A 26241-nucleotide genomic window follows, 5' to 3' on the forward strand; every position below is an offset into this window, starting at 1 on the left:
GCGCCCAGCCCGTGCCGGGACATGAAATAGGTTCCTCGTATGTCTCTGTCCATCGCTCCCCGCTCCGTAGACGGTGCCGATGCAGGCGCGCGCGCGCTCAATGGCGGCACGCCTCGTCCGGCCTGGAAGCTCAACGCCCTGTCACTGGTGCTGTGCAGCGTGCTGCCCAGCCTCGCGACGGCGCAGGACGATCCCCATCTGCTGGGTTTCAACACCACCTTCCTGCAAGGTGCGCAATCGGCGGTCGACCTGCAGTTACTGCTGTCGGCCAGCAGTGTGCTGCCGGGCAACTATCGGGTAGACCTGTACAGCAACGAGGTACTGGTGGGCCGGCGCGACATCGATTTCAACCGCAATCCCCACACCGGGCGCGTGGAGCCATGCCTGACCCTGGAACTGCTCGAGCAGTTGGGCATCGACATGGACAAGCTCAAGGCACAGGGGCGCCTGGAGACCGAACAGGCCTGCCACGACCTGCCCACGCTGATCGACCAGGCCAGCCTGAGCTATGACTCGGGACATCTGCGCCTGTCCGCGAGCATCCCGCAAGTTGCCATGAAGCGTGGCCTGCGCGGCTACGTCGACCCGCAGCTGTGGGACGCGGGGGTACCTGCGGCGTTCGTCAACTATCAATACAACACCAGCCGCAGCGCCAGTGATGCCGATACCCGCGTCAACAACAACCTGAGCCTGCGCAACGGCCTCAACCTGGGCAGCTGGCGCTTGCGCAACGAGTCGAACTTCAGCAGCGGCACCGGGCGCCCGGACAGCTTCAAGAGCAACCGCAGCTACCTGCAGCACGACGTGACCGCGCTCAAGGGCCAGTTCAGCGCCGGCGACATCTTCAGCGACAGCGATCTGTTCGACAGCGTGCGCTACCGGGGCCTGAAGCTGGCTTCGGACGAAGGCATGCGCGCCGACAGCGAGCGCGGCTACGCACCGGTGGTGCGGGGCGTGGCCCAGACCAGCGCCAGGGTCGAGATCCGCCAGAACAGCTACCTGCTGTACACCGCCAACGTACCGCCCGGCCCGTTCGAGATCAGCGACATCTACCCCAGCGGCTCCAACGGCGACCTGGAAATCACCATCATCGAGGCCGACGGTCGTCGGCGGGTCAGCGTGCAGGCGTTCTCCAGCCTGCCGCTGATGGTCCGTGGCGGCCAAGTCAAGTACAGCCTGTCCGCAGGGCGCTACAACAGCAACAGCGAAGGCCTGGCCACCCCGCAGATGCTCAGCTCGACGCTGGCCTACGGCCTGACCAACACCGTGACCGGCGTCGTTGGCCTGCAAGCCACCGACGACTACAAGGCGCTGGCTGTCGGCAGCGGCCTGAACACGCTGGTGGGCGCCTTTTCGCTCGACGTTACCCATTCCTCGAGCAAGGCCCAGGGCCAGACCACCCAGGGCAACAGCTTGCGGGCGCTATACGCCAAGACCTTCACCGGCACCGACACCAACTTCACCCTGGCCGCCTACCGCTACTCCACCGAGGGCTTCCGCACCCTCACTCAGCATATCGAGGACATGAGCAGCGACGCGATCAAACGCAGCGGCAACTCCAAGACCCGCACCGACCTGACCATCAACCAGAGCCTGGGCCGCGACCGCGCACTCGGTAGCCTGTATCTGACAGCCAGCGACCAGCGCTACTGGAACCGCGGCGGTTCGCAGAGCCTGTCGGCCGGCTACAGCAACAACTGGGGCGACATCTCCTACAACCTTGACGTCAGCCGCACCAAGGAACTGGCAACCTCAGGCCCTTCGGGGCAGGACACCCAGTTCAACTTGTCGCTATCGTTCCCGCTCGGCAGCCGCGCCCGCGCACCGCGGGCGTTCGTCACCAGCAGTACGCAAAAGGGCAACGACACTACCCAGGCCGGCATCAACGGCTACCTGTCGCAGACCAGCGATACCTTCTACTCGATCCAGGGCGGTCACAGCCGAACCAGCGGCAGCTCGGCCTCGGCCAACCTGAACACCCGCACCTCGGTCGCCGACATCAGCCTGGGGTATAGCCAGGGGCGCGGCTACGATTCGCAGAACCTCAACGTGGCAGGCGCAGTGGTGGCCCACCCGGGCGGTATCAACCTTGGCCAGACGCTCGGCGAAACCTTCGCCCTGGCCGAAGTACCAGGTGTAAAAGGGGCGAAGATCAGCAACTACAGCGGCGTAGAAACCGGGCGCAACGGCTATGCGGTGATCCCCAGTGCCCAGCCCTATCGGGTCAACTGGATCAGCCTGGACACGCGCGACCTGGGCGGCGACATCGAGATCGACAACGCCACCCAGCAGCTGGTGCCTCGCCGTGGCGCCGTGGTGCTTGCCCGCTACACCGCCAAGAGCGGGCGTCGGGTACAGTTCGAGCTGTTCGACGAGCGCGGCCAGTTGATACCGTTCGGAGCATCGGTGGAGAACGCCGAAGGCCGCCAGCTGGCGATTTCCGACCCGAGCGGTAAAGCCTTGGTGCTGCTGGAGCAGGACCAGGGCAGCCTGAGCATCAAGTGGGGCGAGCACCAGTGCGCAGCCACCTACGACTTGCCGGAACGGGACAAGGCGGTCAACTACGAGCGCCAGCGCCTGATGTGCCGACCGTGACACCTGCCCGCTTGAGCAGCAGAGAATGCGCCTAAGTGTCCAGTAGCTTTGCTATGATCCGCAACAACGACGCCAAAGCTGATGAATCAGGGCGCACTACCTCCTTGATTTCTGCACGGCGGGCTCATTTTTAGGTGAAAGCTGAAGTTTGATGCGAAAACTCCTGGCAAGCACCCTGGCGCTGGTGATGGCCGCCGCACTCTGTGGCTACGGTTTCTGGACCCAGCAGCGCCCGGAAGGCCATTACCTGTCCGACCTGCGCATCGAGCTGGCGCTCAATCATGGCGTGCCTGGCGAACATGGCAACCTGCTTGGTATCGAGCCGCTGCTATTCCCCAGTGACTACCAGAACCTGCAACGCCTGCACCGCAAGCTTTCAGCCTATCTGGAACAGGCACGTGCCCAAGGCCTGATCGGCCCGCGCACGGTCGTGGTCCTGCCGGAACACATCGGCACCTGGCTATGGGCACGTGGCGAGAAGAACGAACTGTACCAGGCGACCCGCAACCGCGACGCCGAGCAGTGGCTGGAGCTGAGCAACCCACTGCGCTATGGCCTGGCTGTGTTGAGCGCCAATGGCGATGATCGGCGCGCCGATGCCCACCTGCGCATGAAAGCCCGGCAGATGGCCAGCGATTACCAGCAACTGTTCGGCGGCCTGGCCAAGGAGTTCGGCGTGACCCTGGTGGCAGGCTCGATCGTGCTGCCCGCCCCTTATGTTGAACAAGGTGTACTGCGCATTGGGCACGGGCCGCTGTTCAACAGCAGCCTGGTATTCGCCGCAGACGGCTCACCGCTTGGCCAACCGCAACACCAGCAATACCCCGACAGCGAAACACGGCGCTACATCCACCACGGCCGGCATTTCCCGCTGCAAGTGTTGCAGACCCCCGCCGGGCGCCTTGGCGTGCTGATCGGCAGCGACAGCTGGTACCCCGAGAACCAGCGTCAGTTGCAGCAGCAACAGGTGCAATTGATTGCCAACCCGGTATTTCTCAGCGGCAAAGACAGTTGGGATACCCCCTGGCGCGGCAATCGCCACCAGGACGCCGCTGCCGAACTGCCCCTGCAACGCGGCGAGGTCAGCGAACAGGACGCCTGGCAACGCCTCACCCAGGCCGCAAGTGGCAGCGTCAGCAGCATGAGCGTGTTCATGCGCGGGCAATTCTGGGAACAAGGCAGCGATGGCCAGGGCTTTGCCCATCAGGCAGGTGAGTTGCTGTCAGGCCCACCGAGCCATGGCGCGCGCCTGCTGAACCTGTGGCTGTAGGCACATGAGCCGCCCCCGCGTGCGCCTGGGCGACCTTTCGGTCGGTTTCGTCCAGCCCCTGGCAGAGGCCCTGCGCGAACAAGGTCATGATCCGGCTTCGCTGTTGCAGCAATACGGGCTCGATGCCGCACGCCTGGCCGAAGCTGGCGCACGCCTGTCGATCCCGCGCTACATGCACCTTGGGCATGCGGCCATCGCACTGTGTGGCGAGCCAGCGCTGGGCCTGCGCATGGGCCGCCTCAGCCGCCTGGCCCAGGCCGGGCTGGCCGGCGTCACGGCAGCCCAGGCCCCTACCCTGGGCGAGGCGGCACGTACGCTGTTGCGCTTCGAGCCACTGTACGCCGCCAATTACCGCGGCCATTCCAGCTTTCACGAAGACGCCCAGGGCGCGTGGCTGACGTTCTACTCGATCAGCCCCTACAACGACTACAACCGCTTTGTGGTCGATTCGCTGCTGGCCGGTTGGCTGGCGCAGCTGGCCGCCCTGGCTGGCACCCCTGTGCAGGCCGAGCGCCTGGAAGTCGAATTCGATGCACCCGGCTACGCCGCCAGGTACCAGCCCCTTTGCAGCGCAGCGGTGCAGTTCGGCGCCAGCGCCAACCGCGTGCGGCTGAGCCGCAGCACGCTCGAGCACACCAACCCACAGCACTGCCCGAGCACCTTCAGCCACCTTCTGCAGTTGTGTGAAGCACAAATGCTCCAACGCACCCGGGTGCGCAGCCTGGGCGAGCGCATCACCCACCTGCTCGGCCCGCTGCTCAATGGCGGCCGTGAGCCTGACCTGGAAGAAGTGGCATTGCACCTGCAACTGCCCACCTGGACGCTGCGGCGCAAACTGGCCGAAGAAGGCACACGCTTTCGCGACTTGCTCAACGACACACGACGCGACCTCGCCGAAGCCTATATCCGCGATACGGAGCTGGCTTTTGGCGAGATCGCCTATCTGTTGGGGTTTGCATCGGCAGAGGCCTTCCAGCGCGCATTCAAGCGCTGGACGGGCGTTACGCCGGGGGAGTTTCGCCGCAGCCAGCGGCGGGCAGGTTAAAGCTCTGTGGCGTCGTCTGCCGGTTCTGGCGGATCCAGTTCGTAAGCCTGAAACTCGAGCAGCTCTTCCTGATAGTCATCCATCGCCCTACATCCTCTTCTCATCTGTCTTCTTTGGTCATGCCTTCAACCTAAACGGGCCGGGTGAAGGAATGATGACAAGCTCATGAGAAGTAAACGTAGCAGGTGTTCAGGAACTTATCGCCGCTCGTCTGTAACAGCGAATTAAAGCGACGCCGGTGCAGGCTGCGCGTCCTGCTGCACCTGAATCGGTGCGGCTTCCGCTGGCGGTGCTACCGGTTGCGAGCCCTGGCTGTCATCGACCACCGGTTTGGCCACAGCCTCGCTGGCGGGCGCAGCCGCCGCAGGTGCGGGAGTGGCATCAACCAAGGGTGCAGCCGCTGGCGCTGCGACGGCCGGCGCTGCTACCGAGGCCTGCTCCGGCAAGCCCAGGTCAGGCGCTGGCTTTTCGGGCTTGGCCACAGGCGCTTCGACCTTGGCCTTGGCGACCTTCTTCGGCTTGGGCAGGAAACTCTCCACCAGGGCGAAGTAGCGATCGTAGAACTGCGCCGCCGTCACCGTCTCGCTGGCGACCTTGACCATCGAGTCGTCGCTGGAGCCGATCGGCATGGATACCGAGCCGAGCACGCCAACCCCCAGGCTGGCCGAGCTGTTGGACTTCTTCAGGCTGTAACGGTCCTGCAGGGCGTTGGCGAACATGGTCGAACGCTTGTCGTCGTTGACGTCCGGCGCACAGGTCACATTGAAGCTGATCTGCAGGTGGTTTTCGCTGTTCTGCTGGAAGCTCTTGTTGCCCATCACCTGGTTGGCGCCACTACTGGTGATGATGTAGCCCTGGCTGAGCAACGCACGGCGCGCCGCTTCGCAGGAACCGGCATCGGTCACCGGGAAGCTGCGCGAGTAAGTCCCCGAGTCGTCGAAGTTCTCGTGCTCGTAGATGGCGGCTTTCTTCGAAGAGCAACCGGTCACGCCCGCCAGCACCAGGGCCAGCCCGAGCGCACCAAAGACGGATGATCTGGTCATTGCGAATTCCGGGTAAGTCAAAAGAGGCCTATTGTGCATCACTGCAGGCAAGCACTGAAACCGTTGATCGGTGAAGAGTCTGTCAGGATCGTGTAAATGTGGTCGCCGGCATGGCCCAGAAACGAAAAAAGCGACCCGAAGGTCGCTTTCTCGTTGCTTCAAGGCGTTCAAGGGGCCTTGAGGCGAAGATGGCGCAGCGGACGGGACTCGAACCCGCGACCCCCGGCGTGACAGGCCGGTATTCTAACCGACTGAACTACCGCTGCGTATCTTTCAGGCTTGCGCCCGATTGAAACCTGGGTCTACCCTTCCGGCGCAATGGCCTCAGGGCAGGCACAAAAAAAGCGACATGTGATCGCTTCATTTGTGTTTGCTTCAAGGTGTTCTAGGGACCTCGAAACGAAGATGGCGCAGCGGACGGGACTCGAACCCGCGACCCCCGGCGTGACAGGCCGGTATTCTAACCGACTGAACTACCGCTGCGTATCGTTCAGGCTTGCGCCTGATTGAAACTGGGATCAGCCTCAGGCATTTCGCCTTCGACTTCAGACCGGTGCCAGGCACCCATCTGTTACTGAAAAATGGCGCAGCGGACGGGACTCGAACCCGCGACCCCCGGCGTGACAGGCCGGTATTCTAACCGACTGAACTACCGCTGCGCAGTGCGTTTCTCTCCGGCTATCGGCTTCATCAGAAGCGTCCAGCACTAGAAACAATCTCAGGAAGTGGTGGGTGATGACGGGATCGAACCGCCGACCCTCTGCTTGTAAGGCAGATGCTCTCCCGGCTGAGCTAATCACCCTCGCGATGTTGCTTGTTGCGTTTGCTTCGCTGAGGCCGCGAAATTTACGCAGGTAGCGATGCTAAGTCAATAGCCCCGTTGAATTTTTTTTCAAAGCAGCTGCAAGCTACAAGCTTCAAGCTGCAAGAAAAAGCCAGGTGTCTCCTGCTCGATTTCCGATCCGTGCAAATGACGAAGGGACCGTGAGGTCCCTTCTTGTAGCTCGCAGCTTAAAGCTTGCCGCTCAGGTGTAGATCATCTTGCGGGTCATGCCGCCGTCGACCACGAACTCCTGCCCGGTGACGAACGCAGCCTGGCGTGACAGTAGCCAGGCGACCATCGCCGCCACATCCTCAACCGTCCCTACCCTGCCCGTCGGGTGCTGGGCATGGTCGGCATCGGTCAAGGGTTCGGCACGGCGCTGGGACGGGTCACGGGCATCGATCCAGCCCGGGCTCACCGCATTGACGCGGATCTCCGGGCCCAGGCTCATGGCCAAGGCATGGGTCAAGGCCACCAGGCCACCCTTGCTCGCCGCGTAGGCTTCGGTGTCCGGCTCGGACTGGCGGGCACGGGTCGAGGTCAGGTTGACGATCGCACCATTGTGCGCACGCAGGTACGGCGCACAATGCTTGGCCAGCAACATCGGGCCACTGAGGTTGACCGCCAGTACCCGGTTCCACTGCGCCAGGCTCAGGCTTTCGAGGGTCTGGTTGTGCGGGTTGGCGATCGCCGCGTTGCACACCAGCGCATCCAGCCGCCCGAACTGGCCGAGCACTTCGGAAACCCCGGCACTGACCTGGGCCTCATCGGCCACGTCCATGGTGATGAACCAGGCGTTTTCGCCCAAGGCCTTGGCCACCTTGGCACCGCGCTGGCGGTCAAGGTCGCTGAGCACCACTTGCCAACCTTCGCAGATCAGCCAGGCGGCAATGCCCAGGCCGATGCCGCGGGCAGCACCGGTGACCAGGGCAACCCGACCATTATGGCCTGGTACACCGCCGCGGATTTCCATTACAGGGCCGCCAGCCCACGGGCGAGGTCAGCCTGCAGGTCAGCCACGTCTTCCAGGCCCACGGCAACCCGGATCAGGCTGTCGCGGATGCCCGCCGCTTCGCGCTCCTGCGGCGTCAGGCGGCCGTGGGAGGTGGTGGCCGGGTGGGCAATGGTGGTCTTGCTGTCGCCGAGGTTGGTGGTGATCGAAATCACCCGGGTCGCATCGATGAAGCGCCAGGCGCCCTCTTTGCCACCCTTGACCTCGAAGCTGACCACTGCACCGAAGCCGCTCATCTGGCGCTTGGCCAGTTCGTGCTGCGGGTGGCTCGGCAGGCCGGCGTAATGCACCTTCTCCACGCCGTCCTGCTGCTCCAGCCATTCGGCGAGGATCTGGGCGCTCTCGCAGTGCGCACGCATGCGCAGCTTGAGGGTCTCCAGGCCCTTGGTGAAGATCCAGGCATTGAACGGGCTGAGGGTCGGCCCGGCGGTACGCAGGAAGCCCACCACTTCTTTCATCTGCTCGGCACGGCCAGCGACCACGCCACCCATGCAACGGCCCTGGCCGTCGATGAACTTGGTGGCCGAGTGGAACACGATGTCGGCACCCAGCTTGAGCGGCTGCTGCAAGGCCGGGGTGCTGAAGCAGTTGTCCACCACCAGCATGGCGCCACGGGCGTGGGCGATTTCGGCCAGCGCGCTGATGTCGACCAGTTCGGCCAGCGGGTTGGACGGGGATTCGACGATCAGCAACCTGGTGTTGGCCTTGATGGCCTTTTCCCAGCCAGCGAGGTCGACCAGCGGCACGTAGTCCACTTGCACACCGAAGCGCTTGAAGTACTTCTCGAACAGGCTGATGGTCGAGCCGAACACACTCTGCGACACCAGCACGTGGTCGCCGGCACTGCACAGCGACATGACCACGGCGAGGATCGCCGCCATGCCGGTGGAGGTCCCCACGGCCTGCTCGGCGCCTTCCATGGCCGCCAGGCGCTCTTCGAACGCACGCACGGACGGGTTGGTGTAGCGCGAGTAGACGTTGCCCGGTGTTTCGCCAGCAAAGCGCGCAGCGGCATCGGCCGCCGTGCGGAACACATAGCTGGAGGTCAGGAACAGCGCTTCGCTGTGCTCGCCCTCCGGTGTACGGTGTTGACCGGCGCGCACCGCCAGGGTGTCGAAACCGACACCCTCGAGGTCACTGTCCAGTCGTCCGGCATCCCATTGATCCGTCATGCCGTCGCTCCCAAATCAGTTGTTGTAGAGGTCGATGATCGCGCTGACTGCCTGGTTCTTGACCTTGGCCAGGTCGTTGCGGGCCTGCTCGATGCGGTCAAGGTAGGCTTCGTCGATGTCGCCGGTGACGTATTCACCGTTGAACACCGCGCAATCGAAGTGATCGATCTTGATCTTGCCGCCACCGACCGAGTCGATCAGGTCTGGCAGGTCCTGGTAGACCAGCCAGTCGGCGCCGATCAACTCGGCCACCTGTTCGGTGGTACGGTTGTGGGCGATCAGTTCGTGAACACTCGGCATGTCGATGCCGTAGACGTTGGGGTAGCGCACCGCAGGGGCTGCGGAGCAGAAGTAGACGTTCTTGGCGCCGGCTTCGCGGGCCATCTGGATGATCTGCTTGCAGGTGGTGCCGCGCACGATCGAGTCGTCCACCAGCATCACGTTCTTGCCGCGGAATTCCAGCTCGATGGCGTTGAGCTTCTGGCGCACCGACTTCTTGCGTGCGGCCTGGCCAGGCATGATGAAGGTACGGCCGATGTAGCGGTTCTTGACGAAGCCTTCGCGGAACTTCACGCCCAGACGGTTGGCCAGCTCCAGCGCGGCAGTACGGCTGGTGTCCGGAATCGGGATGACCACGTCGATATCGTGCTCCGGGCGCTCGCGCATGATCTTGTCGGCGAGCTTTTCACCCATGCGCAGACGGGCCTTGTACACCGAGATACCGTCGATGATCGAGTCCGGGCGAGCCAGGTAGACGTGCTCGAAGATGCACGGCTGCAGCTTCGGCGCATCGGCGCACTGCTTGGTGAACAGCTGGCCTTCCTCGGTGATGTACACCGCTTCGCCCGGCGCCAGGTCGCGGATCAAGGTGAAGCCGAGCACGTCGAGGGCGACGCTTTCCGAGGCGATCATGTATTCCACGCCTTCGTCGGTGTGACGCTGGCCGAACACCACCGGGCGGATGCCGTTCGGGTCACGGAAGCCGACGATGCCGTAGCCGGTGATCATCGCAACCACGGCGTAACCGCCGACGCAACGGCTGTGCACGTGGGAAACGGCAGCGAACACGTCTTCTTCGGTCGGCTGCAGCTTGCCACGCACGGCCAGCTCATGGGCGAACACGTTCAGCAGCACTTCCGAGTCGGAGTTGGTGTTGACGTGGCGCAGGTCGGACTCGTAGATCTCCTTGGCCAGCTGCTCGACGTTGGTCAGGTTGCCGTTGTGCGCCAGGGTGATGCCGTACGGCGAGTTGACGTAGAACGGCTGGGCTTCGGCCGAGGTCGAGCTGCCCGCGGTCGGGTAGCGCACGTGGCCGATGCCAATGTTGCCGACCAGGCGCTGCATGTGGCGCTGCTGGAAGACGTCGCGCACCAGGCCATTATCCTTGCGCAGGAACAACCGGCCGTCGTGGCTGGTCACGATACCGGCAGCGTCCTGGCCGCGGTGCTGGAGGACCGTAAGCGCGTCATACAGCGCCTGATTGACGTTCGACTTACCGACGATACCGACGATGCCACACATGCGACGCAACCCCTACTTTGATGAAACTTGAACGAACAGCACTCAGGGCTTTGCCGGCCCGAGCAACTGCTCCTTGAATGGAAGATCAGCCGGAGCGCTGATCACCCCACTTGAAGACCACTGATGGGTGAAACCCAGGATCAGGTTTTTCGACCAGTCAGCGACCATTAAAAACTGTGGTATCAGGCGTGATTCCTGCCACCAGGTGTCTTGCTGCACCGGCCCCAGGCTGAGCAGGCCGACCGCCACCACCACCAGCAAGCCCCCACGCGCGGCACCAAAGGCCATGCCGAGGAAGCGATCGGTGCCGGACAGCCCGGTCACGCGGATCAGCTCGCCGATCAGGAAGTTGAGCATGGCCCCCACCAGCAGGGTGGCGACGAAAAGAATGGCGCAGCCGGCGATGGTGCGCATCGACGGCGTCTGGATATAGCTTTCAAGGTACACCGAAAGCGAACCACCGAACATCCAGGCGACCGCCCCTGCAACGATCCAGATGAGCAGGGACAAGGCTTCCTTGACGAAGCCGCGCTTGAGACTGATCAGTGTGGAGACGGCGATGATCGCAATGATCGCCCAATCAACCAGGGTAAAGGCCACGGTGCTGCCTGCAGACGTTTGAGGCGGCGCATTTTATCAGAGCAAAAGGCTGGGAGTAAGCGGAAAGTCAGGTGGATCGGCGGGTCAGGTTTTCAGGCCTGCGCCGACCCTCTGCGGGAGCGTCGCTGCTTCAGCCTTTTTCAGGCTGGAATCGCGTCACGAAGCCATTGAGGTTCTGCTGGCGGTTGATCACGTCTTTCAGCTTGTCAGCCTCGGCACGCTCGATCAACGGCCCGACATACACCCGGTTCATGCCACCGGCCGAGCGGATGTAAGCGTTGTAGCCCTGACTGCGCAGGGTCTTCTGCAGGTTCTCGGCGCCGGCCCGGCTAGACAGGCTGGCCAGCTGAATCGACCAGCTCACCGGCAGGCCATTGACGTCGATCTTCGACGGTGCAGGCGCTGGCGCAGTCGCCACTGGCGCGGCGGGCTTGGCAGCGGGTGCTGGCGTTGGCACCGGCGTCTGCGGTTTGGGCTGGGCTTGCACCTGGGGCTGGGCCTGTGGCGACGGCGTGATCGGCTGGCTCGGCGTTTTCACCGGCGCCGTCGACTCGTTGACCACCACCGGCGCTTGCTCGGGCTGCTCGGGTTGCTCAGGCAGCGGTTGTGGCTCAGGTACCGCCACCTGCTCCACCTTGACCTCCGGCAGGGTCGGCATGGCCGGCGCCTGCGGGGCGTCGACGCGCACCTGGCGCATTTCGTCCTGGCGGGTGAACAGCATCGGCAGGAAAATCACCGCCAGCGCCACCAGCACCAACGCACCCACCATGCGCTGCTTCATCCCTTTATCCAGCACTGCCATCTAGTCACCCCTCCAGGGCCTGCCGCTCCAGCCATTCCAGGGCCTCGGCGACACAGAAAAACGAACCGAACAGCAGAATCTGATCATCCGCCGTCGCCTGCGCGCATTGCCCTTCAAGGGCGGCATCGACGCTGGCGTAAGACTTCACCGCTGCGCCGTGGTTCGTCAAGGCAGCGGCCAATTCGGCAGCCGGACGGCTGCGTGGGGTGTGCAGCGGCGCAACCGCCCAGTCGTCGACCAGCCCGTGCAGCGGCGCGATGACGCCTTGCAGGTCCTTGTCGGCGAGCAGGCCGAACACCGCCAGGCGCCGCCCCTTCAACGGGCGTGCCGCCAGGCGTCGGGCCAGATACTCTGCGGCGTGCGGGTTGTGCCCGACATCCAGCAGCAGCTCCACAGCCCGGCCCTGCCAGGTCAACTGGCGACGGTCGAGACGGCCGGTGATGCGGGTGTCGAGCAAGGCCTGACGGATCTGCCCGGCATCCCACGGCAAGCCCATCAGCAAATAGGCCTGCAGGGCCAGGGTGGCGTTCTCCATGGGCAGGTCGAGCAGCGGCAGACCGTGCAATGCTACCGGCTTGCCGTCTGCCGTGACGCCGCGCCAGTCCCAGCCACCTTCGCGGTTTGCCAGATCGAAATCACGGCCGCGCAGGAACAGCGGTGCCGCCAGTTCGGCGGCCTTGTCCAGCAACGGCTGCGGCGGATCGAGGTCGCCGCACAGCGCCGGCTTGCCCTGGCGGAAGATGCCAGCCTTCTCGAAGGCCACCCGCTCGCGGGTATCGCCCAGGTAGTCGACATGATCGACGCCGATGCTGGTCACCAGCGCCAGGTCGGCATCCACCACGTTCACGGTGTCCAGGCGGCCACCGAGGCCCACTTCGAGCACCACGGCATCCAGCTGCGACTGGTTGAACAACCAGAACGCCGCCAGCGTGCCCATCTCGAAGTAAGTCAGGGAAATCTCGCCGCGCGCCGCCTCGACGGCGGCGAAGGCCTCGCACAGGCGCTCATCGCTGGCTTCCTGGCCATCGATCAACACCCGTTCGTTGTAGCGCAGCAGGTGGGGCGAGCTGTACACGCCCACCTTCAACCCCTGGGCCCGGAGCAACGAGGCCACGAAGGCACAGGTCGAGCCCTTGCCGTTGGTGCCGGTCACCGTGACCACCTGCGGCGCCAGCTTGCCCAGCGCCAGCCGGGCAAGCACCTTCTGCGACCGCTCCAGGCCCATGTCGATGGCCGAAGGGTGCAACTGCTCGAGGTAGGCGAGCCACTCGCCCAGGGATCGTTGTTTCATCACGCGACCGCAGCGACCTCACGGGCCTGTTCCGGGGTCTGCTGGCCGGTCATCTGCGCCAGCAGGCGAGCCAGGCGCGGGCGCAGTTCGCCACGGGAGATGATCAGGTCGATCGCGCCGTGCTCCAGCAGGAATTCGCTGCGCTGGAAGCCTTCCGGCAGTTTTTCGCGCACGGTCTGCTCGATCACGCGCGGGCCGGCGAAGCCGATCAGGGCCTTCGGCTCACCGACGATGACGTCGCCGAGCATTGCCAGGCTGGCGGAAACGCCACCGTAGACCGGGTCGGTCAGCACCGAGATGAACGGGATGCCTTCTTCACGCAGGCGTGCCAGCACGGCCGAAGTCTTGGCCATCTGCATCAGCGAGATCAGCGCTTCCTGCATGCGCGCACCGCCGGAGGCAGAGAAACAGACCATCGGGCAGCGGTTTTCCAGGGCGTAGTTGGCGGCACGCACGAAACGCTCACCGACGATGGCACCCATGGACCCCCCCATGAACGAGAACTCGAAGGCGCTGACCACGATCGGCATGCCCATCAGGGTACCGCTCATGGAGATCAGGGCGTCTTTTTCGCCGGTCTGCTTCTGCGCACCGGCCAGGCGGTCCTTGTACTTCTTGCCGTCACGGAACTTCAGGCGGTCGACCGGCTCCAGCTCGGCGCCCAGTTCGGCGCGGCCTTCCGGGTCGAGGAAGATGTCGATGCGGGCACGTGCGCCGATGCGCATGTGGTGGTTGCACTTGGGGCAGACATCCAGCGTCTTTTCCAGCTCCGGACGATACAGCACGGCCTCGCAGGCCGGGCACTTGTGCCACAGGCCTTCCGGCACCGAGCTCTTCTTCACCTCGGAACGCATGATCGAAGGGATCAGTTTGTCGACTAACCAGTTGCTCATGCTTTCTTTCTCCAGTATTGGCGGACGGGGACCGGACTGGCCGGCCATGCCCTGCCCTTGAGCTCAAATTCTTCTATGAAACGATGACGGCCCGGCCGCAGGGGCTGCCTGCGTACCGCGCCGTCTTCAATCTGTCGTTGGCCACACGGCATGCCGCTGGCCGCCCCGCAGGGCTGCGAAACCTATGGACGATGGCGCGCCGCCAGCCGTCACATCTGCCGTCACGCCTGTTTCACCGCACGCATGAAGGCTTCGATCTTCGCCGCATCCTTGATGCCCTTGGCCTGCTCCACACCGCCACTGACATCCACCGCATACGGCCGCACCTGGGCGATCGCCTGGCCGACGTTGTCGGCCGACAGCCCACCCGCGAGGATGATCGGCTTGCTCAGCCGCGCGGGCACCAGCGACCAGTCGAAAGCCTCGCCGGTACCACCAGGCACACCGGCCACGTAGGTGTCGAGGAGAATGCCGCGGGCGCCCGCATAGTGCTGGCAGGCGGCTTCCAGGTCATCACCCGGGCGCACGCGCAGGGCCTTGATCCAGGGGCGATGATAACCCTCGCAATCGGCCGGGGTTTCGTCGCCGTGGAACTGTAGCAGGTCCAGCGGCACCACCTCGAGAATCTCGTTCAGCTCGCAACGCGAGGCATTGACGAACAGCCCGACCGTGGTCACGAACGGTGGCAGTTCGGCAATGATCGCCCGCGCCTGGCGCACGTCCACGGCACGCGGGCTCTTGGCATAGAAGACGAAACCGATGGCATCGGCCCCCGCCTCGGCGGCGGCCAGCGCGTCTTCGATGCGGGTGATCCCGCAGATCTTGCTGCGAACGTTGCTCATGGACAGCAAACCTTGAGTGAGTGGTGAAAGGCCCGATGGTAGCAAATGACTTCTGGCGCGTCAGTCAGCCAGCGCTTCGTAGCCGGTCAAAAAGTGTGGGCCAATGTAACGCTGCGGCAGCTGGAATTCTTCCGGGTACTCCACCTGCACCAGGTACAGGCCATAAGGGTGTGCAGTCACCCCGCCTTCACGGCGGTTGCGCCCCTCCAGCACTTCACGGGCCCACTCGACCGGACGCTCGCCGGCACCGATGGTCATCAGCACCCCGGCGATATTGCGCACCATGTGGTGCAGGAAGGCGGTGGCACGCACGTCCAGCACAATCATCTGGCCATGGCGGGTCACGCGCAGGTGATGGATGTGCTTGATCGGCGACTTGGCCTGGCACTGGCTGGCACGGAAAGCACTGAAATCATGGGTACCGAGCAGGTACTGAGCGGCCTGGGCCATGCGCTCGACGTCCAGCGGGCGGTGGTTCCAGGTCACTTCCTCGGCCAGGTGCGCGGGGCGGATCGGGTCGTTGTAGATCACGTAGCGGTAGCGCCGGGCACAGGCCTTGAAGCGCGCGTGGAAGTCCGCCGGCATCGGCCGCGACCAGACCACACTGATGTCGTGGGGCAGGTTGAAATTGGTGCCCAGGGTCCAGGCGCGCTCGTCACGCACGGCGCGGGTGTCGAAATGCACGACCTGCCCGCAGCCGTGCACGCCGGCATCGGTGCGCCCGGCGCAGATGACGCTGATCGGCTCGTCGGCCACCTTCGACAGCGCCTGCTCGAGGGCTTGCTGGACGCTCGGCACACCGCTGGCCTGGCGCTGCCAGCCGCGGTAGCGCGAGCCTTTGTATTCCACACCCAAGGCAATGCGGGTGAAGCCTTCGGCGGCCGATTCGGTGGCGGCGGTGTCGATGATGTCCAAGAGCGTGAAACCTGTGGGTGATACGGAATGGCGGGGATTATAACGACAACGGCAGCCGTGTAGGGCTGCCGTTGTGGTTGTTGCTGCCTGACGCGGAATCAGACCAGACGCGAGAGCATCTCTTCGGCTTCCTGACGCTGGCCGTCATCACCATCCTTGACCACTTCGTCGAGGATGTCGCGGGCGCCCTGGTGGTCACCCATGTCGATGTAGGCACGCGCCAGATCAAGCTTGGTCGCTACTTCGTCGGCACCGGAGAAGAAGTCGAAGTCCAGGTCATCCAGCGGCGCGGGTTCGGCTGCGGCGTCTTCGGCAGTGAAGTGCGGCTCCAGCGATGGCGATTCCAGGCTCTGCGACAGCTTGTCGAGCTCGGCGTTGACGTCGCTCAGCTCGGAGGCAAAGCTCTTGGCTGCCGGCGAGTCGTCATCCAGCGACAACGACAGGTCGAAGTCGTCCGGCAGTTCCAGCTCGGAAATCGGGTCGAATTCCGGGATAGCATCGAAGGCTGCCAGTTCCGCGGCGACGTCCACCGGCTCCTCTTCCTCCGCAACCGGGGCAGCCGGTGCAGCCGTTTCGCCACTGTCCAGATCGAAATCGGCCAGGTCGAAATCAGCCAGGTCGTCGACGCTCTGCGGCTCGGCCTGGGCCTGGGCCAGCAAAGCTTCGAAATCGTCATCGGCATCGGTTTGCGGCTCAACGCTTGCCGGTTCAGCTTCCACCTGCGCTTCGGCCAGTGGCGCCTCATCCAGCATCGGCGGCTCGAGTTGATCATCCACCGGCAGATCATCACCCAGGCTCAGGTCGAAGGCGCTGTCCAGGTCGTTATCATCGAGCACCGAGGTCTCGGTGAAAGCCTCGGCGGCTGCGTCGAGCTCAGCGTCAGCTGCTGGCTCTGGCTCAGGTGCCGGCGCTGGCTCGACGACCGCCTGCGGCTCAGCTTCTGCTTTAGGCTCTGCTTCTGCTGGCGCTTGCGGCTCTTCCTGAAGCAACTCCTGCACATACTGCTCGTCCATTTCCGCGGCCAGTGCCGCAGCACCCACGCCAACGGCGGCGGCAGCGAGACCCAGCATGGCCGGGTAGCGCTCCTTGAGGCTGTTGACCTGCGCCGTGGTCGCTTCGCTGCCAGGCAGCTTGCGCTCTTGCTCGACGAAGGCGCTGTGGTCGCCCTGGCGGGCATAGACGTCCATCAGCTTGAGGCGCAGGGTGTCATTTGCCGGCTGCGCCGCCACGGCGGCTTCCAGCAGGTCGGCCGCGTGATTCAGGCGGCCACGCGACAGGCTCAGATCGACTTCAGCCAGCAGTTCGGCATTCGGGTCCTGTACCGGCTCGGGCTCGGCAACCGAGGCCACAGGTGCGGGGGCAGCCGGTTTTTCTGCAGCCACGGCAGCGGCAGCAGAAGCTGCTACCACGGCAGGCGACAGGGTAACGCTCGGCGCGGACACTTCCAGCTCATCGAAGCTGCTCGGTGGCAGGTCGAGGTCCGGGCTGCGCTCGCCCTCCTCGGCCAGTGCGCGGGCCATGCGCAGGTGTTTTTCCGCTTCTTGCTGGGCCTTGCGCTTGCGCGCCAGCAGCAACAGCAGAAGCAACAGCACGAGGAACGCGGAACCGGCGATCAGGCCCAGCACCATAGGGTTGGCCAGCATCTCGTCGATTGCCCCTGGCTGCGCAGGCGCGGCCTCGTCGGCCGAGGCTGCAGCCGGGGCCGTGTCGACAGCTGCCGGCGCCGGCGCGATCACAGACTCGGCCGGGGCCGCAGCTGCTGCAGGGGGCTGCGCAGGGGTCGGCTCACCCGGCAAGGCGCCCGCAGGCGGCGCTTCAGGTGCCGCGCCTTGGGCTTCCAGGCGCGCCAACTGGTCATTCTTCAGCTGAATCAGCTTCTGCAGCTTGTCCATCTGACTCTGCAGGTCGCTTACCCGGCTCTTCAGTTCGTCGTTGTCACGACGGCTGGTATCCAGGCTTTCCTGGGCCACCGCCAGCTTGTCGTTGATGGCCTTGACACTGTTACCGCCAGCCTGCTTGCCGGGGCTGACCAGGCGCAGGTTATCGCCCTGGGCGATACGCTCGGGCGCAGCATCGGCGGCACCGCGGCGGGTGGCATCCAGCTGTCGCGCACGCGGCCCCAGGCGCCGGCCTTCACGCCAGGCGGCATACTGCTCGGCCACTTCGCGGTTGGCTTCGCCCTGAGGAATGCTCTGGGCCTGCTGCTGGTCGGGCAGGCGCAGGACCTGGCCAACTTTCAGCTGGTTGATGTTGTTGCCGATGAAGGCATCCGGGTTGAGCGCCTGGATGGCGATCATGGTCTGCTGCACCGAGCCACCGCCCTGGGTATTGCGGGCGGCGATCTGCCACAGGGTGTCGCGGCGCTTGGTGGTGTAGCTGCCTGCGCTGCTGGTGGCCGGGTTGACATTAGCCGCTGCGGGCTGCTGGCCCTGGGCCTTGGCCTGGTCGAGCAGCACGCTGTAGTCACGCAGCAGCCGGCCCTGGGGCCACATCACCTGCACCAGGAACTTGACCACCGTGCCAGGCAACGGCTGGCTGGAGGTAACCCGCAGCACGCTCTTGCCGTTGGGGTTGATCACCGGGGTGAAGGTCAGGTCTTCGAGGTAGCCTGGCAACTCCACCCCGGCCTTGCTGAACTCTTCCGGTGGCGCCAGGCTCGGCGCCACTTCGGCTGCGGTGAGGTCGCGCACATCGAGCAGCTCGATCTCGGCGTCCAGAGGCTGGTTCTGTGCCGACTTCAATGTCAGCTCACCCAACCCCAGGGCATTCGCCATGCCAGACGTCAGCGCCGACGCTGCCGCCATGGCCAGAACCAGTTTGCGAATTCGAAGCATGACCTCTTCCCTTGTATGAATCGTCCCAAAAAACCTGCGTATGGCGCGGGACAAAAGTGCTCGCCAGTATCTTTTACGCCATGTGTTTAATCAACAATTGCGCCACCTGCACGGCGTTCAACGCAGCGCCCTTACGCACATTGTCGCTGGTCAACCAGAGGTTGAGCTGCTGGTTTTCGTCAATTCCATGGCGTACACGACCAACATAGACCACGTCTTGGCCAACTGCGTCACCGACCGGGGTCGGATAATCATCGTTTTCCACCAGCTCGACGCTTTCGGCCTGCTCCAGCGCCTGGTTGACCTGGCCCAGATCGACCGGACGGCGGCTCTGCACCGCCACACTGAAGCTATCGCCGAAAAACACCGGGACTTGAATGCAGCTCACGGAAATCTTCAGTTCCGGCAAGCCCAACAGCACGCGCAGTTCGCCAACCAGGCGGCGCTCCACGGCAGTATGGCCCTGCTCGTCGACGGCACCGACCTGGGCCAATACGTTGAAGGCCATCTGCCGATCGAAGAAACGTGGCTCCAGCGGGCGGGCATTGAGCAGCTCGGCAGTTTGCCGGGCCAGTTCGCTGACCGCTTCGCGGCCCTGCGCGGACACCGCCAGGGCTGCCATGACCTGCACCCGTTCGATGTCCAGCTGGCCCTTGAGCGGCGCCAGGGCAACCGCCACGGCAACGGCGGCGCAGCTGGGGCTGGTGATGCGCGCTGGCAGCTTCAGCGTGGCGAGGCTGTCGCCATTGGCTTCCGGCACCACCGCCAGGGCATCATCCAGGCCACCGGAAAGGTCGATGACCGTGCAGCCAGCCTGTTCGGCCTTGCTGGCAAAGCTGCGGCTGACGGCCGGGCTGGCGGCGAAGAAGGCCAGCTTGACCTGGGCGAAGTCGAAACTGTCGACCTCACGCACCTTGAGCTTCTTGCCGGCGAACATCACGCTGCTGCCCGCCGATTCCATGCTGGCCAGCAGGTGCAGGGTAGCAACCGGGAAGGCCAGCTCTTCGAGGATCTGCACGAGGGTTTCACCGACGCTGCCGGTGGCGCCGACGACGGCGATGTCCAGGGGAGTGGTCATGGTAGAGATCCTTTTGCTGAAACGGCGGGGGCGGCACTTTACTTGGATTGTAGAGTTTTGTCTGTGCTAGCTGTTTCGTCTTTTTGATTGAGTGATGGCAGTCAGCGTTCGTCGGGAGATTTCGCCGCTTGTGAGATCGGGCGCCGCCCGTACGGCGCCCTCGACGGACAGCCATAAAAAAACCCGCACTGTCGCCAGCGCGGGTTTTCGGTGTAACAGCAGCGATCAACGCTCCAGCAGGATCCGCAGCATGCGGCGCAGCGGTTCGGCGGCACCCCACAACAACTGGTCACCCACGGTGAACGCGCCCAGGTACTGGGACCCCATGTTCAGCTTGCGCAGGCGGCCAACCGGGATGTTCAAAGTACCGGTCACCTTGGTCGGGGTCAGCTCTTGCATGCTGATCTCGCGCTGGTTCGGCACCAGTTTCACCCACGGGTTGTGCTGGCTGATCATGCCTTCGATGTCGGCCAGTGGCACATCCTTGTTCAGCTTGATGGTCAGCGCCTGGCTGTGGCAACGCATGGCGCCGATGCGCACGCAGATACCGTCGACCGGGATCGGGCTCTTGAAGCGGCCGAGGATCTTGTTGGTCTCTGCCTGGGCCTTCCACTCTTCACGGCTCTGGCCGTTCGGCAGCTCCTTGTCGATCCACGGGATCAGGCTGCCAGCCAGCGGCACGCCGAAGTTCTCGGTCGGGAACGCTTCGCCACGCATGGTTTCGGCCACCTTGCGGTCGATGTCGAGGATGGCGCTGGCCGGGTTGGCCAGGTCATCGGCAACGGCCGCATGGGTTGCACCCATCTGCTTGATCAGCTCGCGCATGTTCTGTGCGCCAGCACCGGAGGCCGCCTGGTAGGTCATGGCGCTCATCCACTCGACCAGGCCGGCTTCGAACAGCCCGCCCAGGCCCATCAGCATCAGGCTGACGGTGCAGTTGCCGCCGATGTAGTTCTTGGTACCGGCGTCGAGTTGCTGGTCGATGACCTTGCGGTTGACCGGGTCGAGCACGATGACCGCGTCGTCCTGCATGCGCAGCGACGAAGCGGCATCGATCCAGTAACCCTGCCAGCCGGCTTCACGCAGCTTGGGGAATACCTCGTTGGTGTAGTCGCCACCCTGACAGGTCAGGATCACGTCGAGGGTCTTGAGTTCTTCAATCGAATAAGCGTCCTTGAGCGGAGCAATATCCTTGCCCACGTTCGGGCCCTGGCCACCCACGTTGGACGTGGTGAAGAACACTGGCTCGATAAGGTCGAAATCCTGCTCCTCCAGCATCCGCTGCATGAGCACGGAACCGACCATACCGCGCCAACCGATCAGACCTACACGTTTCATCGCAACTACACCTTTGCTAAAAGTGGGCCGCCACCTTGAGTTTTTGGTGGCGGGCCAGAGAGATTACAGATTCCGCAGCGCTGCGACTACTGCGTCGCCCATTTCCTGCGTGCCTACTTTGTCGCAGCCGGCCGACCAGATGTCGCCGGTACGCAGGCCCTGGTCCAGGACGATGCTGACTGCCTTCTCGATCGCCTCGGCTGCCGCCTGCTGGTTGAAGCTGTAACGCAGCATCATCGACACCGAGAGGATGGTCGCCAGCGGGTTGGCGATGCCCTGCCCGGCGATGTCCGGAGCCGAACCGTGGCAAGGCTCGTACATGCCCTTGTTGTTGGCGTCCAGGGATGCCGAGGGCAGCATGCCGATGGAACCGGTCAGCATGGAAGCCTCATCCGACAGGATGTCACCGAACATGTTGTCGGTCACTACCACGTCGAACTGTTTCGGTGCGCGGACCAGCTGCATGGCTGCGTTGTCGACGTACATGTGGCTCAGTTCGACGTCCGGGTAGTCCTTGGCCACGTCTTCGACCACTTCGCGCCACAACTGGCTGGAAGCGAGGACGTTGGCCTTGTCCACCGAGCACAGCTTCTTGCCGCGCACACGGGCCATGTCGAAGCCGACCCGGGCGATACGGCGCACTTCGCTTTCGCTGTACGGCAGGGTGTCGTAGGCCTGGCGCTCGCCGCCTTGCAGCTCGCGCTGGCCACGCGGGGCACCAAAGTAGATGCCACCGGTCAGCTCACGGACGATGAGGATATCCAGGCCCGCAACGATTTCCGGCTTCAGCGAGGAAGCGTCGGCCAGTTGCGGGTAGAGAATGGCCGGGCGCAGGTTGGCGAACAGGCCCAGTTGCGAACGGATTTTCAGCAGGCCGCGTTCCGGGCGGATGTCACGCTCGATCTTGTCCCATTTCGGGCCGCCGACGGCGCCCAGCAGCACGGCGTCGGCCTTGCGGGCACGCTCCAGGGTTTCATCGGCCAGCGGTACGCCGTGCTTGTCGATGGCGGCGCCGCCGATCACGTCGTGCTCGAGGCTGAAGCCGAGCTGGAACTTGTCATTGGCCAGCTCCAGCACCTTGACCGCCTCGGCCATGATTTCCGGACCAATGCCATCACCTGGGAGAATCAGAATCTGCTTGCTCATGCTTTCCTCTATCCATTCACGCGGTGCGGCCAAGCGGGCCCCACCGAAAAGTGCTTATCGCTCGGCCCACAGCACCAGCACATCGGTGCTGAACGAGCCATCGGCCTCGATCTGGTAATACTGCCGTACTTCTTCGCCCATGGCTTGCTGCAATTGGAGGATGGCAACACGCATCGGCTCCGGGGTGCGCATGCGCTCGACCCAGCTGCTGAACTCCAGGCGCAGCGGCTGGCGCGTGTGGCTGCGCACGTGCAGGCCGGCTTCACTGACCTGGCGCTGCCATTCGGCGGCGGAGTAGTCGCGCACGTGACTGGTGTCGCGCAGCACTTCCACGGTCTGCAGGTAGGTGTCGAGCAACGGGCTGCCCGGCGACATCACGTCGATGAACGCGGCCACGCCGCCCGGCTTGAGCACCCGGCGCACTTCGCGCAGGGCCACGCCGAGGTCGCTCCAGTGGTGCGCCGAATAGCGGCTGAAGACGAAATCGAACGAAGCGTCGGCGAACGGCAGGCGTTCGGCGGCACCGCATTCGGTAGTGATATTGCCCAGGCCGCGCTCGCTGGCGGCGCTGGCGACCACGTCGAGCATCGATTGCGAGAGGTCGTAGGCGACCACTTCGGCAACCAGGGGCGCAACGTGAAAACTGACATGACCGGCACCGCAACCCAGGTCCAGCACGCGGGCATTGCCCTGCCCCGCCAGTGCAGCCTGCAGCAGCGCGAATTCGCTGCCCTGGGCGTGCACGGCGCTGCTGAGGTAGGCGCTGGCCTGTTCGCCGAACTGGCGCTGGACCACATCGGTGTGGGTGGTGCTGGTCATGGGGTCAATCCTTTAGGTTGTTGCTGCCGGGGCCGGCCCCTTGGCGGGTCAAGCCCGCTGCCACAGGGGCCGGTATTGCTAACGACGAACGTCAGGCATCACGGAACAGCCAAGGCTGGCTGGCGCGGTGCTTGCCTTCGAACACCTTGATCGCGTCGCTGTCCTGCAGGGTCAGGCCGATGTCATCCAGGCCATTGAGCAGGCAGTGCTTGCGGAATGCGTCGATCTCGAAGTGCAGCACCTTGCCATCCGGGCGGGTCACCGCCTGCGCCTGCAGGTCGATGGTCAGCTGGTAGCCCGGGTTGGCTTCGACCTGCTTGAACAACTCATCGACTTCCTCGTCGCTGAGGATGATCGGCAGCAAGCCGTTCTTGAAGCTGTTGTTGAAGAATATGTCGGCGAAGCTCGGTGCGATCACGCTGCGGAAGCCGTATTCGTCCAGTGCCCACGGCGCGTGTTCACGGCTCGAACCACACCCGAAGTTCTCCCGCGCCAGCAGCACGCTGGCACCCTGGTAACGTGCGTGGTTGAGCACGAATTCCTGGTTCAGCGGGCGCTTGCTGTTGTCCTGGTATGGCTGGCCGACATCAAGGTAACGCCACTCGTCGAACAGGTTGGGGCCGAAGCCGGTGCGCTTGATCGACTTGAGAAACTGCTTGGGGATGATCTGGTCGGTGTCGACGTTGGCACGATCCAACGGCGCGACGAGACCGGTGTGCTGGGTAAAGGCTTTCATGCTGCGCTCCCTTGGATCAACTCGCGGACGTCGATGAAGTGGCCGGTCACCGCGGCGGCGGCGGCCATGGCCGGGCTGACCAGGTGGGTACGGCCACCGGCGCCCTGACGGCCTTCGAAGTTGCGGTTGGAGGTGGACGCGCAGTGCTCGCCGCTTTCCAGGCGGTCCGGGTTCATCGCCAGACACATCGAGCAGCCGGGCTCACGCCATTCGAAGCCAGCTTCGAGGAAGATCTTGTCCAGGCCTTCACGCTCGGCCTGGGCCTTGACCAGGCCCGAGCCCGGCACGACCAGCGCCTGCTTGACCGTCGCGGCGACCTTGCGGCCCTTGGCGATCTCGGCAGCGGCGCGCAGGTCTTCGATGCGCGAGTTGGTGCACGAACCGATGAATACGCGGTCGAGCTTGATGTCGGTGATCGCCTGGTTGGCGGCGAGGCCCATGTACTTGAGGGCACGCTCGATCGAACCACGCTTGATCAGGTCTGGCTCGGCAGCCGGGTCCGGCACGCGCTGATCCACAGCTAACACCATCTCCGGCGAAGTGCCCCAGCTGACTTGCGGCTTGATTTGCGCAGCGTCGAGCTCGACCACGGTGTCGAACACGGCATCGTCGTCGGAAACCAGGTCTTTCCAGGCCTCGACGGCACGCTTCCAGTCCTCGCCCTTCGGCGCATACGGGCGGCCTTCGACGTAGGCAACGGTGGTGGCGTCGGTCGCAACCAGGCCAACACGGGCACCGGCTTCGATGGACATGTTGCAGATGGTCATGCGGCCTTCCATCGACAATTCGCGGATGGCGCTGCCGGCGAATTCCATGGCGTGGCCGTTACCACCGGCGGTGCCGATCTTGCCGATCACGGCAAGGACGATGTCCTTGGCGGTGACGCCGGCCGGCAACTGGCCTTCGACCCGCACCAGCATGTTCTTCATCTTCTTGGCGACCAGGCACTGGGTGGCGAGCACGTGCTCGACCTCGGACGTGCCGATGCCATGGGCCAAGGCACCGAAAGCGCCGTGGGTGGAGGTGTGCGAGTCGCCGCAGACCACGGTCATGCCAGGCAAGGTGGCACCCTGCTCCGGGCTGATGACGTGGACGATGCCCTGGCGTTCGTCGTTCATCTTGAATTCGACGATGCCATATTCGTCACAGTTCTCATCGAGGGTCTGCACCTGCAGGCGCGACACCTGGTCGACGATGGCTTCGATGCCGCCCTTGCGCTCTGGCGTGGTCGGCACGTTGTGGTCCGGGGTGGCGATGTTGGCATCGATGCGCCACGGCTTGCGGTTGGCCAGGCGCAGGCCTTCGAAGGCCTGGGGCGACGTCACTTCGTGAATGATATGGCGGTCGATGTAGATCAAGGACGAGCCGTCATCACGGCGCTTGACCTCATGGGCTTCCCAGAGTTTGTCGTAGAGCGTTTTGCCAGCCATCAGACTGTTCCTCATCAGCGTCTTTCTATGCCAAAGACCCCTTGGCTTGTACGGACGATGCTATGGGGTTAGATTGAATAACTCAAATTCATATTTTTTATGCTTTGGATAACCAAAAGGAATCCGAAATCGTGGACCTGGCCAACCTGAGCGCATTCATTGCCATTGCCGAGACCGGCAGCTTCTCCGGTGCTGGCGAACGCCTGTTCCTCACTCAGCCGGCGATCAGCAAACGCATCGCCGGCCTGGAACAGCAACTGGACGTACGCCTGTTCGACCGCCTGGGTCGCGAAGTGACCCTGACCGAAGCTGGCCGCGCCCTGTTGCCCCGCGCCTACCAGATCCTCAACGTTCTCGATGATACCCGACGGGCGCTGACCAATTTGACGGGGGAAGTGAGCGGTCGACTCACCCTGGCCACCAGCCACCACATCGGCTTGCATCGCCTGCCCCCGCTGCTACGGGCTTTTACCCGGCAGTACCCGGCTGTGGCGTTGGATATTCAGTTCATGGATTCGGAACAAGCCTACGATGAGATCCTCCATGGCCGCGCTGAAATTGCCGTCATTACCCTCGCCCCCGAGCCTCACCACCTGGTCAAGGCCGTTGCAGTCTGGGACGACGCCCTGGATTTCGTGGCGGCACCCGAGCACCCACTGGCCAGCAACCAGGCGGTCAGCCTGGCCGATGTCGCCCGCCACCCGGCGGTATTCCCCGGTGGCAACACGTTCACCCACCACATCGTCCAGCGCCTGTTCGAAAGCCAGGGCCTGACGCCGAACATCGCCATGAGCACCAACTACCTGGAGACCATCAAGATGATGGTGTCGATCGGCCTGGCGTGGAGCGTGCTGCCCCGGACTATGCTGGATGATCAGGTTGCACCCATCGCCTTGCCCGGCATACAGCTGTCGCGCCAGCTAGGCTACATTCTGCACACGGAGCGCACGCTATCGAACGCTGCAAGGGCCTTCATGGCCCTGCTCGACAGCCACGCAGGGTCCGCCTGACCGGTCGTCAGCTCGGCATTTCCAAC

Annotated in this window: 21 protein-coding genes and 4 tRNA genes; 4 read left to right on the forward strand and 21 right to left on the reverse strand. The window is 64.1% G+C overall.

The features are described from left to right. Positions 1 to 39: 39 nt before the first annotated feature. From ABE528_RS09860 to ABE528_RS09870, 3 genes are all read left to right on the forward strand, one after another. Positions 40 to 2595 (forward strand): fimbria/pilus outer membrane usher protein, encoded by a 2556-nt coding sequence (locus tag ABE528_RS09860; protein WP_346652816.1) that lies wholly within the window; start codon positions 40 to 42, stop codon positions 2593 to 2595. Positions 2596 to 2746: 151 nt separating this feature from the next. Then, the gene (locus ABE528_RS09865) at positions 2747 to 3865 is read left to right on the forward strand and encodes a nitrilase-related carbon-nitrogen hydrolase (RefSeq protein ID WP_152955767.1); all 1119 of its coding nucleotides are present in this window, start codon (positions 2747 to 2749) and stop codon (positions 3863 to 3865) included. Between the two features lie 4 nt (positions 3866 to 3869). After that, positions 3870 to 4910: an AraC family transcriptional regulator gene (locus tag ABE528_RS09870; RefSeq protein WP_152955766.1), complete on the forward strand. Its 1041-nt coding sequence runs from the start codon at positions 3870 to 3872 to the stop codon at positions 4908 to 4910. A 224-nt stretch (positions 4911 to 5134) separates the two neighbouring features. Here the strand turns inward: ABE528_RS09870 and ABE528_RS09875 are convergent, their stop codons facing one another. The 21 genes from ABE528_RS09875 to leuC form a co-directional block, all read right to left on the reverse strand. Further along, the gene (locus ABE528_RS09875; RefSeq protein ID WP_152955765.1) at positions 5135 to 5953 is read right to left on the reverse strand and encodes a DUF2242 domain-containing protein; all 819 of its coding nucleotides are present in this window, start codon (positions 5951 to 5953) and stop codon (positions 5135 to 5137) included. A 189-nt stretch (positions 5954 to 6142) separates the two neighbouring features. Then, positions 6143 to 6219, reverse strand: a tRNA-Asp gene (locus tag ABE528_RS09880). A gap of 140 nt (positions 6220 to 6359) precedes the next feature. Continuing rightward, positions 6360 to 6436 (reverse strand) — tRNA-Asp (locus ABE528_RS09885). A 99-nt stretch (positions 6437 to 6535) separates the two neighbouring features. Then, positions 6536 to 6612, reverse strand: a tRNA-Asp gene (locus ABE528_RS09890). Positions 6613 to 6679: 67 nt separating this feature from the next. Beyond that, positions 6680 to 6755: transfer RNA gene (locus tag ABE528_RS09895), tRNA-Val, on the reverse strand. 223 nt (positions 6756 to 6978) lie between these two features. Next, positions 6979 to 7749, reverse strand: coding sequence for an SDR family oxidoreductase (locus tag ABE528_RS09900; protein ID WP_346652817.1), 771 nt, complete (start codon positions 7747 to 7749; stop codon positions 6979 to 6981). Beyond that, a complete protein-coding gene (locus ABE528_RS09905; RefSeq protein WP_152958744.1) occupies positions 7749 to 8960 on the reverse strand; it encodes an O-succinylhomoserine sulfhydrylase in 1212 nt (403 codons plus the stop codon). The genes ABE528_RS09900 and ABE528_RS09905 overlap by 1 nt, the downstream gene beginning before the upstream one ends. Before the next feature lie 15 nt (positions 8961 to 8975). After that, positions 8976 to 10481 carry an amidophosphoribosyltransferase gene (purF, locus tag ABE528_RS09910; RefSeq protein WP_152958743.1) on the reverse strand — a complete coding sequence of 502 codons (1506 nt, stop codon included), beginning with the start codon at positions 10479 to 10481 and terminating at the stop codon, positions 8976 to 8978. Positions 10482 to 10523: 42 nt separating this feature from the next. Next, positions 10524 to 11081: a CvpA family protein gene (locus tag ABE528_RS09915; RefSeq protein WP_346652818.1), complete on the reverse strand. Its 558-nt coding sequence runs from the start codon at positions 11079 to 11081 to the stop codon at positions 10524 to 10526. A gap of 130 nt (positions 11082 to 11211) precedes the next feature. Beyond that, a complete protein-coding gene (locus ABE528_RS09920; RefSeq protein ID WP_346652819.1) occupies positions 11212 to 11883 on the reverse strand; it encodes an SPOR domain-containing protein in 672 nt (223 codons plus the stop codon). Positions 11884 to 11887: 4 nt separating this feature from the next. Beyond that, positions 11888 to 13174, reverse strand: coding sequence for a bifunctional tetrahydrofolate synthase/dihydrofolate synthase (gene folC, locus ABE528_RS09925; RefSeq protein WP_346652820.1), 1287 nt, complete (start codon positions 13172 to 13174; stop codon positions 11888 to 11890). After that, positions 13174 to 14067, reverse strand: a complete 894-nt coding sequence (gene accD, locus ABE528_RS09930) for an acetyl-CoA carboxylase, carboxyltransferase subunit beta (protein ID WP_054885750.1) — start codon at positions 14065 to 14067, stop codon at positions 13174 to 13176. The genes folC and accD overlap by 1 nt, the downstream gene beginning before the upstream one ends. A 221-nt stretch (positions 14068 to 14288) precedes the next feature. Continuing rightward, positions 14289 to 14909, reverse strand: a complete 621-nt coding sequence (locus tag ABE528_RS09935) for a phosphoribosylanthranilate isomerase (protein ID WP_110638360.1) — start codon at positions 14907 to 14909, stop codon at positions 14289 to 14291. Positions 14910 to 14969: 60 nt separating this feature from the next. Further along, positions 14970 to 15824 (reverse strand): tRNA pseudouridine(38-40) synthase TruA, encoded by an 855-nt coding sequence (gene truA, locus ABE528_RS09940; protein ID WP_346652821.1) that lies wholly within the window; start codon positions 15822 to 15824, stop codon positions 14970 to 14972. Positions 15825 to 15922: 98 nt separating this feature from the next. Then, positions 15923 to 18658 (reverse strand): FimV/HubP family polar landmark protein, encoded by a 2736-nt coding sequence (locus ABE528_RS09945; RefSeq protein ID WP_346652822.1) that lies wholly within the window; start codon positions 18656 to 18658, stop codon positions 15923 to 15925. 73 nt (positions 18659 to 18731) lie between these two features. After that, a complete protein-coding gene (locus ABE528_RS09950) occupies positions 18732 to 19736 on the reverse strand; it encodes an aspartate-semialdehyde dehydrogenase (RefSeq protein WP_346652823.1) in 1005 nt (334 codons plus the stop codon). 225 nt (positions 19737 to 19961) lie between these two features. Next, positions 19962 to 21074 carry an aspartate-semialdehyde dehydrogenase gene (gene asd / locus ABE528_RS09955; RefSeq protein ID WP_079227077.1) on the reverse strand — a complete coding sequence of 371 codons (1113 nt, stop codon included), beginning with the start codon at positions 21072 to 21074 and terminating at the stop codon, positions 19962 to 19964. Positions 21075 to 21137: 63 nt separating this feature from the next. Continuing rightward, complete coding sequence (gene leuB / locus ABE528_RS09960; RefSeq protein ID WP_346652824.1) at positions 21138 to 22220, reverse strand: 3-isopropylmalate dehydrogenase; 1083 nt, start codon at positions 22218 to 22220, stop codon at positions 21138 to 21140. A gap of 54 nt (positions 22221 to 22274) precedes the next feature. Further along, the gene (locus tag ABE528_RS09965; RefSeq protein ID WP_152958736.1) at positions 22275 to 23039 is read right to left on the reverse strand and encodes a class I SAM-dependent methyltransferase; all 765 of its coding nucleotides are present in this window, start codon (positions 23037 to 23039) and stop codon (positions 22275 to 22277) included. 91 nt (positions 23040 to 23130) lie between these two features. Continuing rightward, positions 23131 to 23775: a 3-isopropylmalate dehydratase small subunit gene (leuD, locus tag ABE528_RS09970; protein ID WP_152958735.1), complete on the reverse strand. Its 645-nt coding sequence runs from the start codon at positions 23773 to 23775 to the stop codon at positions 23131 to 23133. After that, on the reverse strand, positions 23772 to 25205 hold the full coding sequence (leuC, locus tag ABE528_RS09975) for a 3-isopropylmalate dehydratase large subunit (protein ID WP_103449728.1): 1434 nt from the start codon (positions 25203 to 25205) through the stop codon (positions 23772 to 23774). Before leuC ends, leuD begins: the two co-directional genes overlap by 4 nt. 131 nt (positions 25206 to 25336) lie before the next feature. On the opposite strand from leuC, the gene ABE528_RS09980 reads away from it, so the two are divergent. Then, positions 25337 to 26215, forward strand: a complete 879-nt coding sequence (locus ABE528_RS09980) for a LysR family transcriptional regulator (RefSeq protein WP_346652825.1) — start codon at positions 25337 to 25339, stop codon at positions 26213 to 26215. Positions 26216 to 26241: the final 26 nt, after the last annotated feature.

It is taken from the genome of Pseudomonas sp. TWI628, from assembly GCF_039673865.1.
Lineage (GTDB): Bacteria > Pseudomonadota > Gammaproteobacteria > Pseudomonadales > Pseudomonadaceae > Aquipseudomonas.